This window comes from Paenibacillus kyungheensis (assembly GCF_028606985.1).
In the GTDB taxonomy this organism is placed as follows: Bacteria; Bacillota; Bacilli; order Paenibacillales; family Paenibacillaceae; genus Saccharibacillus; species Saccharibacillus kyungheensis.
Genome location: NZ_CP117416.1, coordinates 3,967,565 through 3,980,937 on the forward strand (window position 1 = coordinate 3,967,565; position 13,373 = coordinate 3,980,937).

11 protein-coding genes are annotated in these 13,373 nt (G+C 39.5%); 1 reads left to right on the forward strand and 10 read right to left on the reverse strand.

Annotated elements, in window-relative coordinates; all coding sequences use genetic code 11:
- Positions 1-175: 175 nt before the first annotated feature.
- The 7 genes from PQ456_RS16940 to PQ456_RS16970 all read right to left on the reverse strand — a co-directional run bounded on the left by PQ456_RS16940 (position 176) and on the right by PQ456_RS16970 (position 8,941).
- A complete protein-coding gene (locus PQ456_RS16940) occupies positions 176-931 on the reverse strand; it encodes a tRNA threonylcarbamoyladenosine dehydratase (RefSeq protein ID WP_273613347.1) in 756 nt (251 codons plus the stop codon).
- A gap of 66 nt (positions 932-997) precedes the next feature.
- Positions 998-2,788, reverse strand: a complete 1,791-nt coding sequence (gene aspS, locus PQ456_RS16945) for an aspartate--tRNA ligase (protein WP_273613348.1) — start codon at positions 2,786-2,788, stop codon at positions 998-1,000.
- Positions 2,789-2,870: 82 nt separating this feature from the next.
- The gene (gene hisS, locus PQ456_RS16950) at positions 2,871-4,115 is read right to left on the reverse strand and encodes a histidine--tRNA ligase (RefSeq protein ID WP_273613349.1); all 1,245 of its coding nucleotides are present in this window, start codon (positions 4,113-4,115) and stop codon (positions 2,871-2,873) included.
- An 846-nt stretch (positions 4,116-4,961) separates the two neighbouring features.
- Positions 4,962-5,408 carry a hypothetical protein gene (locus tag PQ456_RS16955; protein WP_273613350.1) on the reverse strand — a complete coding sequence of 149 codons (447 nt, stop codon included), beginning with the start codon at positions 5,406-5,408 and terminating at the stop codon, positions 4,962-4,964.
- An 84-nt stretch (positions 5,409-5,492) separates the two neighbouring features.
- Entirely contained in the window at positions 5,493-5,999 is a 507-nt protein-coding gene (locus PQ456_RS16960; protein ID WP_273613351.1) for a type 1 glutamine amidotransferase domain-containing protein, read from the reverse strand.
- Positions 6,000-6,219: 220 nt separating this feature from the next.
- Positions 6,220-6,672 carry a D-aminoacyl-tRNA deacylase gene (dtd, locus tag PQ456_RS16965; RefSeq protein ID WP_273613352.1) on the reverse strand — a complete coding sequence of 151 codons (453 nt, stop codon included), beginning with the start codon at positions 6,670-6,672 and terminating at the stop codon, positions 6,220-6,222.
- A 94-nt stretch (positions 6,673-6,766) separates the two neighbouring features.
- Positions 6,767-8,941 (reverse strand): RelA/SpoT family protein, encoded by a 2,175-nt coding sequence (locus PQ456_RS16970; RefSeq protein ID WP_273613353.1) that lies wholly within the window; start codon positions 8,939-8,941, stop codon positions 6,767-6,769.
- A gap of 376 nt (positions 8,942-9,317) precedes the next feature.
- Here PQ456_RS16970 and uraA point away from each other — a divergent pair, with 376 nt between their 5' ends.
- Positions 9,318-10,637: a uracil permease gene (gene uraA, locus PQ456_RS16975; RefSeq protein WP_273613354.1), complete on the forward strand. Its 1,320-nt coding sequence runs from the start codon at positions 9,318-9,320 to the stop codon at positions 10,635-10,637.
- 271 nt (positions 10,638-10,908) lie between these two features.
- Here uraA and PQ456_RS16980 read toward each other — a convergent pair whose 3' ends face one another.
- The 3 genes from PQ456_RS16980 to PQ456_RS16990 all read right to left on the reverse strand — a co-directional run bounded on the left by PQ456_RS16980 (position 10,909) and on the right by PQ456_RS16990 (position 13,366).
- A complete protein-coding gene (locus PQ456_RS16980) occupies positions 10,909-12,102 on the reverse strand; it encodes a cation:proton antiporter (protein ID WP_273613355.1) in 1,194 nt (397 codons plus the stop codon).
- Between the two features lies 1 nt (position 12,103).
- Positions 12,104-12,601 (reverse strand): cation:proton antiporter regulatory subunit, encoded by a 498-nt coding sequence (locus tag PQ456_RS16985; protein ID WP_273613356.1) that lies wholly within the window; start codon positions 12,599-12,601, stop codon positions 12,104-12,106.
- Between the two features lie 246 nt (positions 12,602-12,847).
- Positions 12,848-13,366 (reverse strand): adenine phosphoribosyltransferase, encoded by a 519-nt coding sequence (locus tag PQ456_RS16990; protein WP_204822972.1) that lies wholly within the window; start codon positions 13,364-13,366, stop codon positions 12,848-12,850.
- Between the last annotated feature and the right edge of the window lie 7 nt (positions 13,367-13,373).

Sequence of the window (13,373 nt, forward strand, 5' to 3'; positions counted from 1 at the left end):
ACAATGCCATTTCTTACGCTATGTTGGTACTTGGATTCTTTACATTAACTGTAGCAAAATCGTAAATAATCACGAATGGATACTAATCATTCTTAAAAAGAACTACAAGAAAAGAGCATGTATCTTTTAAAAGATAACATGCTCTTTATTGGTGGAAATTATTTAGAAATACGTATTAAAGTTCGATACCATTTTTTTCGAGCAGTTCACGAACGGTGACGCTGACCATAATTAGTCCTGCTACAGGAGGAACGAAAGCATTACTTGCTGGTGGTTGTTTAGCTTTGCGAATCTCCGGTGCATTTTCAGGTACAATTTTATCGGTAATATCTTGACGTGGTTTCATCGGTTTTTCGGTAGAAAAGACTACTTTCACGCCTTTTTTGATTCCTTCTTGACGCAATTTGGTACGGACAATGCGTGCAATCGGGTCCATTTTAGTTTGTGAAATATCTGCGACCTGAAATTGACTAGGGTCCATCTTATTAGCAGCACCCATGCTCGAAATCACTGGAATATTGCGTTCCAAGCATTGTTTAATCAAATGGATTTTGTAAATAATCGTATCAGACGCATCAATGACATAATCAAGATCATATTTAAATAATTCTTCATACGTTTCTTCGGTATAAAACATGTTAAGTGCTATTGCTTCACATTCTGGATTGATCAATTTCACACGATCAACCATAAGATCAGCTTTCTTTTGTCCAACAGTAGTCGTTAGCGCATGAATTTGACGATTGATATTAGTGATATCGACTGTATCTTTATCGATCAAAATAATGCGTCCAACCCCTGTACGTGCTAGAGCTTCGACAGCGATTGAACCGACTCCACCGATCCCAAGAACGGCAACGGTACTGTTTTTCATCACTTCCATACCTTCTGAACCGAAAGCAAGTTCTGTACGTGAGAATTGATTTAACATCGATGTTCACTCCTTTCTTTATAAATGAGAAACTGCAACTATAATCATCATTTGTTACAAACGAGTTTAGTTGTTTTCTTGTTTTTTATCGTCGCCTGGTTTTTTAGCAAGCTTGATATGCAATTGTTGTAATTGAGAAACGTCAACTTGAGACGGTGCATCCATCAATAAGTCAGTAGCATTGGCTGTTTTCGGGAATGCGATCGTTTCACGCAAGTTCGTACGTCCTGCAAGCAACATCACTAGACGGTCAAATCCGAAAGCAATACCGCCGTGTGGAGGTGTTCCGTATTCAAATGCATCCATCAAGTAACCGAATTTATCACGAGATTCTTCTTCTGGAAGACCTAGTGCTGCGAACATTTTTTCTTGTACATCACGTTTGTAGATACGCATCGAACCACCGCCTACTTCGTAACCATTCAATACGATATCGTAAGCTTGAGCACGAATTTGACCTGGATCGGTATCGAATAAATGGACATCTTCTTCACGAGGACGTGTGAACGGATGGTGTTCTGCTACATAACGTTTTGCATCTTCATCGTAACCAAGTAATGGGAAGTCTACAACCCATACAAATTTGAATGCTTTGTCATCGATTAGACCTAGATCGCGTCCAATTTTCAGACGTAAAGCACCTAATACATCTGCAACTACTTTTTTGGTATCTGCTGAGAATAACAATAAGTCGCCATCTTCTGCGCCTACAGCTGTTTTGATTTGCTCTAATTCTTGCTCATTGAAGAACTTAACGATAGGTCCTTTAAGCTCGCCTTCTTTGACTTGAATCCAAGCTAGACCTTTAGCGCCATAACGTGCTGCATATGGCTCTAAGCTATCGATTTCTTTACGAGTCCATGTGCCACAGCCTTTAGCGTTTAAGCATTTCACTTCTCCACCTTTTTCAATCACAGAAGCAAATACTTTAACACCACTAGCTGCTACAATATCACTCACATTGACCAATTCTAAGCCAAAGCGAAGATCTGGTTTATCTGAACCGTATTTGTCCATTGCATCTGCATGTGTAATGCGTTGGAATGGTGTAGGAATATCTACATTCACGGTTTCTTTAAATAATTTCACCATTAATTGTTCCATCATATCAAGCAAGTTGTCTTGAGTTAAGAACGAAGTCTCGATATCGACCTGTGTAAATTCAGGCTGACGGTCTGAACGCAAATCTTCATCACGGAAACAACGAGCGATCTGGTAGTAACGTTCAAGTCCACTCACCATTAACAATTGCTTAAAGATCTGTGGTGATTGTGGCAATGCGAAAAATTCGCCTGCATGAACACGACTTGGTACAAGATAATCACGTGCACCCTCTGGTGAACTCTTTGTCAAAATTGGCGTTTCTACATCAATAAACCCTTCTCCATCCAAGAAGTCGCGGAAAACTTTAGCTGCTTTGGAACGCAACATCAATGTTTTTTGCATTTCAGGGCGACGCAAGTCCAAGTAACGATATTTCAGACGAACTGATTCGTCGACTTCAATACCATCTTCGATAAAGAATGGAGGCGTTTTGGCTGCATTCAATACTTCGATTTCGGTAATACGTACTTCGATTTCACCTGTAGGCAAGTTTTTGTTAATTGTCTCATCATCACGTAGTACCACTTCACCTTTAACGGCTAATACATATTCGCTACGAACACGATCTGCGACTTGTAAAGCATCGCCAGAGTATGCAGGGTTGAATACAACTTGTACAATCCCTGTACGGTCACGTAGATCGATAAATAGTACGCCACCCAAGTCACGACGAGTCTGTACCCAGCCGTTCAACGTAATCGTTTCGCCAATGTTGGCAGTTGTTAATTGTCCACAGTTATGAGTCCTTAACATAAGTTATTCATTCTCCTTTAAATTGAGTTGATCGTTTTTCGCTATTGCAGTGATACAGTGTTGCTTAATCAGATATAGCTATTTATTTCAAGTGATCTGCTAACTCGTCCATTTTGACAGTTTGCTGTTCACCAGTATCCATACGTTTCAATGCAATTTCTCCACGTAACAATTCATCATCACCTAAGATCGCTGTATAGCGGGCTTTGAAGCGATCGGCTGATTTCATTTGAGCTTTCATTTTACGTCCTAGATAATCGCGTTCTGCGGAGAAACCTAGTTTACGTAATTTGAATAATTGTTTGACCACTTCAACTTCTGCTGCTTCCCCTAAGGCAAGCAAATATACATCAAGTGGTTGAACACCTGGAACTTCTACTTCTTGATCTTCCAGTAACAATTGCAGACGTTCCATTCCGATACCAAAGCCGATACCCGGTTGATCCGGTCCGCCGACTTCTGATACTAATTTGGTATAACGTCCACCGCCACCAACCGTATCAATAGCACCGATTCCTTGCGCTTTGTATTCAAAAGCAGTGTGTGCGTAGTAATCCAAGCCACGTACAAGACGAGGGTTGATCGTATACTCTACATCCATAATCTCCAAATACTCTTTGACTTTAGCAAAATAAACAGTACTTTCTTCATCCAGACTATCTAAAATCGAAGGTGCATCTACAAATTTGTCATGATCGATTTTGCAATCTAATACACGCATCGGGTTACGTTCCATTCGAGTCTGACAATCTTTACACAATGTGTCGCGCATCGGGCGCAAAAATCCAAGTAATGTCTCGTTATAGTTGGCACGTGTCTCTGCTGTACCTACAGAGTTCACTTCAACCGTAACTCCTTTTAATCCTAATTCTCTAAAAAATTCTAAACCTAGTGCAATCACTTCTGCATCAATCGCTGGATCAACAGAACCAAAAGCTTCGATACCGAATTGGTGAAATTGACGATAACGCCCTGCTTGTGGACGCTCATAACGGAACATAGGTCCCATATAATATAATTTGCTGACATCAGGCTCGCCATACAATTTATTTTCAGCATAAGCACGTACAACACCAGCTGTTCCTTCAGGACGTAGCGTCATACTTCTGCCACCTTTATCTTCAAACGTATACATTTCTTTTTGTACCACATCGGTTGTTTCCCCTACACCACGCTGGAACAATTCTGTAGATTCGAATAATGGAGTACGGATCTCACGATAGTTATATCGTCTACATAGATCGCGTGCTTGTTGTTCGATATACTGCCATTTTTCTACTTTACCTGGTAAAAAATCTTGCGTACCTGTTGGTTTTTGAAAAGCCATGACTGATTCCTCCTTGATTCAAGTGATTCTTTATCTTGTTCATAAATGACACAAAAAAATCCCACGCCTCTGTTTATTATAAACAGGGACGAGGGATTGGATTATTCCATTCACCCGTGGTACCACCCACATTTCGAATACAACCTTCTATCTCAAACGATAACAGTCTGATCTAGAGTACAACCATTGCACTCGCTTCATTAGCGGTTAACGCCCGCTGACTACGCATGAGGTTACTTGGATTCCAAAAGGAATAGTTATACTGCAAATATCAATTTACAGCTCCTATCTCACTTTTCTATCTTTCACATCATGTTCTCGGGGAGGTCTTTTCACAAAGGAATACAGGGAATTCTTCCAGCCACGGAATTCCTCTCTTTATCGATCATCGATACTGTATCGTTCTAAGCTACTTTTCCCGTCTACAAATTCGTATATTTAAAGATTACTTTAATCAACATAATCTTATATTCAATCGTTCCAACTTTCATCTACTATGACATTTGCAAAGCTCATAGTCAGAATCATGTTATATTTAACGATTGTAATGAACCACTGCACTAAAGTCAACACTTTCACTTAATAAAAATATACTGTGCAAGTACAGTATATCGCTATAGACAAAAAAATAACCTACAGCAACGGGCTGTAGGCCAACATAGTATGTTAAAAAGGGGGTCATAGGTACATTATAGATGGTGATTGTTAAGAGAAGATGTTTCCTATATTACAGTTTCATTACAATAGGTAAACTTTTATCATAAAAATCAATAAAAAAGGTGTTACAAATGGAGAAACTCCACCTGTAACACCGATTATTTCATCTATTTGTTACTAAAATAAAAATTAATCTAACACTTCTACAAATGCATTATTTGTACGCAATGCTTGTACCACATGCTCTACATCGGCTTCCATCACAGAAGCAGATAATACATATTTAAGATCATCATAGTCTTTTTCTGTCGCATTGCTTGCACTGTATGCTGCATCATTGTCACTGTCGCTACGAGGAGAATCTTCACCCTCAAGACGATCTTCACGATTTTCAATGATAGCCGTTGGAGCAACAATACCGCCTGGACCTGCTCCAGATGGAGCTCCTGCTGTACCTACAGCACCGCCTGTATTTGTAGCAATCGGAACGAGTGGTACTAATACTTTACCACTTTGACTAATTTGGTGTGGCAATCGTCCCACCTCAAGTTGTTTTACATTGAACGTTTGCAGAGCTGTTCTAGCACCCTCTGCTTGATCTTCTGTTTGAAAATAAGCTTGAATATGTTTAGTCATTGTCATTACCTCCTTGCTGTATTTTAAATACGTATTACAGACATACTATTTAAGAAAAAGAAATCTTTTCGTGGTGCGTTACACTTACAATGCTTTTAGTATTTCACGTACAAACGCAGGCTCGTCTTTTGGCGTACGAGAAGTGATAAAATTACCATCTACAATCGCTTCACCATCTTCAAACGTTGCTCCTGCATTGACCATATCGTCTTTTAGCGGAGGGAACGAAGTGATCGTACGTCCTTTAAGCAAATTAGCACTTGCCAGAATTTGTGGACCGTGGCAAATCGCTGCGATTGGTTTTTTCGCTGTATTTACTTCAGTAACAAATTTCAAAATGTCTTGATCCAAACGCAAGCCTTCCGGTGAAGAACCACCAGGGATTACAACTGCATCATAATCCGCAGCATTAACTTCACTGATTGCTTTTTCGATCGTGTATTCCTCTTTACCGTTTTTACCTTTCACCGTTTCTCCTTTTTGGAGACCGATGATATCTGCATCATGACCTGCTTTTTTTAGCTCGTCATAAGGTACCTGCATTTCGGAATCTTCAAATTGGTCTGCTAATAAGAATGCTACTTTACTCATGGGAATTGTTCTCCTTTCGTGTTGCTATCTAGTTAATCAATACAGTATAGTACTGTAATTGTTCTCGCTTTCTTATTACCCTGTTCTCCTGTTCTTCTACCACAATCAGCTCTTGAATTGATAAATAAATAACAAAAAGGACAATCTTTTGTCCGAAAGATTGCCCTTTTCATCTTGTTAATATTATATTTTTGATCACGATCATCTACATATCAACGTATTAATTTTTAGCAGCAGGGCTATCAATAATCAATGTTACTGGTCCCCAATTGGTCAGAGATACATCCATATCTGCGCCAAATATTCCTGTTTCTACACCTACGCCTAGACTGCATAAAGCCTCGTTAAACGCTTCATAGATAGGGGTAGCGACTTCAGGACGTGCAGCATCACTGAACCCCGGGCGCTTTCCTTTGCGGCAATCTCCATATAACGTAAACTGGGATACCGATAATACTTCACCACCGATATCTTGTAGACCTAGATTCATTTTACCTTGCTCATCTTCAAAAATACGAATGCCTGCTACTTTGCCTGCAAGATACTTCGCATCTTCGATCGTATCCGTATGAGTAACACCGACTAACACCATTAATCCTTTACCAATCTGCCCGACAATTTCTTCATTTACAGTGACAGAAGCATGTTTGCAACGTTGAACGACTACTCTCATAAATTCAAATCCTGCCTTTCTATGTAGAAAAGAAGCTAAACATTCCAGTAAAGGAGATTAGCTTCTTTTCAATTTGTATCATCATGTGTTGGTTTTACTGCATAATCCGGTGAACGGTATATACATCTTGGATTCGTTTGATTTTATCAACAACCGATTGCAAATGATCGGTATTACGAATCAGAATCGTCATATGAATCATTGCCATTTTGTTTTTGTCTGAACGTCCAGACACAGCCGAAATATTGGTTTTATTTTCAGCTACTGTCTGCAACACTTCATTTAGCAATCCACGGCGATCATGACCGGTAATTTCAATATCAACACTGTAGTTCGATTCGACTGCATTTTCCCAGCCGACTTCGATAATACGTGCTGCTTCACTGTTATCACTGACATCAGGCACATTGGTACAATCGCTACGGTGAATCGAGACACCCCGTCCGCGTGTAACATAACCGACAATATCATCACCTGGAACTGGATTACAACATCGAGCAAAACGAACTAATAGATTATCAATACCTTTGACGCTCACGCCATTGGTTGGACGTGGACGTTTTTCTTCCGGTGCTGTTTTGACTTCTTTAACCTGTTCGCTCAGTTCAATAATTGCAGATTCTTCTTGTTCTTTACGCAATTTTTCAGTTAAACGTGTACAGACTTGAGCTGCTGTAATGCCGCCAAATCCTATAGCAGATAACATATCTTCGCTATCATGAAAGGCAAACTTTTTACCGACTTCGACTAACTTATCATCGGTTAACCAGACAGAAGGCTCCAGATTTAGGCGTTTGATTTCACGTTCTAATGCATCGCGACCTTTTTCTACATTCTCTTCACGTTTTTCTTTTTTGAACCATTGCTTAATTTTGCTACGTGCATGAGAAGACTGTGCAATTTTGAGCCAATCTTGACTTGGGCCATATGAATGTTTGGAAGTCAAAATTTCAATAATATCGCCTGTTTTTAAGCGGTGATCGAGCGGTACAATACGACCGTTGACTTTAGCACCAATCGTTCGATTCCCCACTTCGGTATGAATACGGTAAGCAAAATCTAGCGGTACTGAACCGATTGGTAATTCAATGACCTCGCCTTTTGGTGTAAATACAAACACTAGATCAGAGAAAAAGTCCATTTTAAGGGATTCTACAAATTCAGAAGCATCTTTCGCTTCATGCTGTAATTCGAGAATTTCTTTGAAAAAAGGAACTTTATTTTCGATTGTACCTGTTGTGCCTTCTTTGTATGCCCAGTGAGCCGCAATACCAAATTCAGCGGTGCGGTGCATATCCCATGTACGAATCTGTACTTCTGTAGGTTCACCATTTGGTCCTACAACGGTAGTATGCAAAGACTGATACATATTTGTTTTAGGCATCGCGATATAGTCTTTAAATCGACCAGGCATCGGCTTCCATAAGGTATGAATAATACCGAGTGTTGCATAACAATCTTTAATATTATCTACGATAATACGGATCGCCAGCAGATCATAGATTTCATTAAATTGTTTATTTTTGATCGTCATTTTTTGATACACACTATAGATATGTTTCGGTCTACCGGAAAGGTCAGCTTCTACACCCATCTCTGATAGCTTTTCATTAATACGACCGATAACATTATCGATATATTGTTCACGTTCAGCACGTTTTTTGTGCATCAAATTAGCAATACGATAGTACTGTTGTGGATTCAAGTAACGAAGTGCAATATCTTCCATTTCCCATTTAATCGCCGAAATACCCAGACGATGAGCAACAGGACAGAAAATTTCAAGCGTTTCGTACGCAATCCGGCGTTGGCTTTCTTCGGATTGGTATTTGAGCGTACGCATATTATGCAGACGGTCAGCCAGCTTGATTACAATTACGCGGATATCTTGCGCCATTGCGATAAACATTTTACGGTAATTCTCATTTTGTTGTTCTTCTTTGGAGCGGAATTTAATTCGTTCTAGCTTGGTTAGACCATCAACCAGCATGGCACAATTATCGCCAAACCGGGTACGAATTTCATCAAGGGATACGGTGGTATCTTCAACAACATCATGCAGAAGTGCGGCGATAATGGAGATCGTATCCATTTCCATGCCAACAACAATATCTGCAACCGCCAAAGGATGCAAAATATAAGGTTCTCCTGACTTCCGCACCTGGCCGTGATGGGCTTGATCAGCAAACTCATAGGCTTCCCGTATGCGGTGAAGATCCTTTTCTTTAATGTAGGCGGACGCCTTTTCAAGTAATCGCTCTATGCCCATAGAATCGTTGTCGTATCCTTTCTATTTATAAATAAACATTGTGAGTTCCTTTAAAAAAAACAAAGAATATCACCTGTTTTCACATCTTTTTTAAAATTTTCAGTAGTTGTCAAAAATACATATCAAAATGGAACCTGCCCATATCTGTGTGGCATCAGGTTCCGAAAAGGGGATTTCCTATAATTATGCCTCTTGCACGTATCCGCGTCAACCATTCTGGATGAATGGTTTATGAAGATTATCAAGCTTTTCTGAAAAACGTTATTGAAAAAAACATCCAAACTCATTAAGCTATTAAAGATATGCGTTCTAGTTGTGAGTCAGACAGTTGTTTCATGATTGAAGTAGTGCCATTTGATACAGAGGAGTGAATAGCGTGCAGCGTGAAATTCAAGTGAATGAGAAACTGCCTTTATTTCAGGGATTGCTGTTAAGCTTACAGCATCTTTTTGCTATGTTCGGAAGTACTGTTCTTGTTCCTAATCTATTCCATGTTGATCCAGGTATGATTTTATTGATGAATGGTATAGGAACCCTGCTTTACATTTGGATCTGTCGGGGCAAAATTCCGGCTTATCTCGGTTCTAGTTTTGCTTTTATCGCTCCAGTTACCCTTGTTTTGACCAAATACGGATTTGATGAGAATGGATATTCTCTAGCTTTAGGTGCTTTTATTATAACAGGAGTTATCTTTGCACTAGTCGCTCTTATTGTAAAATATGCTGGTACACGCTGGTTAGATATTGTATTCCCACCAGCAGCGATGGGCGCTATTGTGGCTTTGATCGGACTTGAACTGATTCCGGTTGCTGCACAAATGGCTGGATTTATAGCTCCTTCAGGTACAGATGCAAGTACATGGGCTCCTGATATGAAAGTCATTACGTTATCGCTGATTACACTGGGAGTTACCCTGCTAGGTGCAGTAACGTTTCGTGGATTTCCCAAAATCATACATATTCTAATTGGTATTGCTGTTGGTTATGGACTCGCTTTTCCGATGGGATTAGTCGATACCACCAAAATTCATGAAGCAAGCTTTATCCAATTACCACAGGTTGTGACACCTTCATTTAACTGGTCTGTTATTTTGACTATTATTCCAGTGGCATTAGTTGTTATTGTAGAACATGTAGGTCACTTGCTAGTCACCAGTAATATTGTCGGCAAAAATTTATCCAAAGATCCAGGGCTACATCGTTCCTTATTAGGTAATGGTATTTCTACGATCTTATCCGGGTTTGTCGGTTCTACACCGAATACTACTTATGGTGAAAATATCGGTGTTATGGCGTTGACCAAAGTGTACTCTATTTATGTGATTGCAGGTGCAGCGGTATTCGCTATCGTATTATCATTCTCAGGTACATTTACAGGAGCAATCTCTGCTATTCCTCAACCGGTTATGGGCGGTGTTTCTCTACTGCTATTTGGAGTTATTGCTGCGTCTGGTCTACGTATTCTGGTCGAGCAAAAAGTCGATTATTCCAAAGCGCAAAATATGCTACTTACTACTATGGTACTGATTACAGGTCTAAGCGGAGCGACTTTGAAATTTGGCTCTGTAGAGTTAAAAGGCATGGCACTTGCTACGATTGTAGGTATTGTACTGAGTTTGTTTTTCCGTTTGCTACATGTAACCGGATTATCGAATGATAAAGACGATCCATCTTTGCCAGCCAAAAATCCAGATTGATAGATTAATATATTCATCTTCACTACTTTAAATAAAAAAGACTACCTTTAGCGTACAAAGTAATTGTACAAAGGTAGTCTTTTTTATTGAATGCTATGCCTTGTTTCTTTTTAGAAATAGCGTTGTATTTTCTGTTCGAGATATCAAGGTCATGATGACCATCCCAAGCAAGTCATTTTCTTATAATACGAGTCATATACCATACTCAATATATGGTTGCTGAATAACGCTCACATCTGTTCGCTCGACGTGTTATAGGAAAATAATTTGCTTATTTTTTGAGTCTGAAAATACGAGCTATTCCATTGTGAATCCATTTCGATTCTTTGGTCATCAAAGGGCCCAAAATTGCTAAAATTAATACATAGATTGCAGCAAACGGTTGTAAAATCGCAGCCAGTCCACCAGCAGCACCCAGATTCGCTACAATAATTGAAAACTCACCACGCGACATAATCGTTAGCCCTACATTGGATGAAGATTTAGGTGACAATTTAGCTGTTTTGCCTGCTAACATTCCTGCCGAGTAATTACCAATCATCGTCAAAATCACAGCGCCGATTGCTAACCAGACAGCATTTCCACCTAATGACAATGGATCAATCGTTAATCCAAAGCTAAAGAAGAACAATGCGCCAAAGAAATCACGGAAAGGTAAAATAATTTTTTCGATCCGATGCATATGCGAAGTTTCGGCAAGAACAAGCCCTACTAACAAAGCACCGATTGCTTCTGCGACATGAATCGTCTCGGAAAATCCAGCAATTAAAAATAATGCAGCAAATACAGTACACATAAAAATTTCATTCGACGGGATATTGAGTAGCTTATTCAATAACGGTACAGCTTTGCGTCCAATGACTAAGATGAGTAACATATATCCAAGTGCCAAAGCAGCCGATAGAAGAATACCACCAATAGAAGTTGCTCCACTTAACAATAGACCGGAGAGTACAGACAGATACACTGCTAAAAATACATCTTCAAACATAATAATGCCGAGTATCATTTCTGTTTCTGGATTAGCAGTCCGTTTGAGATCAACTAACACTTTCGCTACAATCGCGCTAGAAGAGATCGTTGTAATCCCTGCAATCACCAATGTTTCTTTGATGCCGAATCCAGTAGCAAAACCGAACAGCAATCCAAGTGTAAAGTTAATTCCAATATAAATCGTTCCGCCAATCGCTATTGATTTACCGGCTTTGACCAACCGACCTACCGAGAATTCGAGTCCCAGATAGAACAGCAGGAAAATAACGCCGATCTTTCCCATAAATTCAATCAATTCCGCACTTTGAATAAATCGAAAATCTAAAATGCCGAATACCGGTGCATGAGGTCCTACAGCCATTCCTGCTAAAATATAAAAAGGAACTACCGAGAACTTCAATTTGGATGCAAGTAATCCTGCTAGTGCTACTAACAGAACAGCAATCCCAATCTCAAAAACAATATAGTCCATATTATCCAGACCCCCTCTCAAGCAATTGCTTAAGAATCTGAATACCACTACGCTCACCAGCTACTACAAGTGTATATCCTTCTTGAAGTACATATTCTGGTCCTGGACTGATCTTCTGCTTACGACTGGATTCAATACTTGCAATAACGACAGTGCCTGTATTTTCCCGAATCGCTAAGTCGCCAATCGTTTTACCCAGACAATCCATATTTCTTTTCAATTTGTACCATTCGATACTTAATTGAGATAACGATAATTCAGCTTGTTCCAGTCCACTAGGTCGATAACTCATCCCACCAATAATACTAGCAATTTGACGAGCTTCTACATCTCCAAGTGTAACGACCAACTCATACTCTTCCGGGCTGTCCGGTGGATTGTGAAAAATCTCTCGCTTCCCATCTTCATGGACAATAATCGAAATTTTCTCACTCTCTTCTGTTTCTACTGAAAATTTCCTGCCAATACCGGGTAAGTCCGTCTCACGAATGTTAGCCATACTTCCCCCTCCTTTATCTTTAAAATAGCATGACTATTTGATACAGAAAGAACTGTACATACAGTATGCTTCTACAATGTTATACGGGCTTCTATTCAATAGGTTTCATAAAAAAACTCATTTTTGACCAATTTAGCTCAAAAAACGCCAAAAAACCCGATTTACCAATAATAGTTATTGGCAATCGGGTGATATTACAACACTTTTTATATATGATTCTTTTTATTTCCCGGGAAATGCTCTGTTTTAGAACGGATATTGTGTCAATGTGAACACATCAACGTCTGGCAATTTTTCACGACCATTTAAATCTTGCAACTCGATCATAAATGCTGTACCAACTACATTACCACCCAATTGACGAATCAAATTGATGGATGTAGCAATAGTTCCACCTGTAGCAAGTAGATCATCAGCAATCAGAACATTTTGTCCTTCTGTGATCGCATCAGCATGCATTGCCAGACTATCTTGACCATATTCAAGCGCATAATCAGCTTGAATCGTTTTGTAAGGAAGTTTACCAGCTTTACGAATAGGTACAAAAGCTACACCTAATGCATAAGCAAGTGGCGCACCTACTACAAAACCGCGTGCTTCTGGACCAGCAATCACATCAATTTGTAAATGCTCAACCATTTTTTTCAATTCATTGATAGACTGTTGGTAGACAGGTCCATTTTGCATCAAAGTGGTGATATCTTTAAAACTGATTCCTTCTTGCGGGAAATCAGGAATCACGCGAATATACTCTTTAAAATCCAAAAAAATC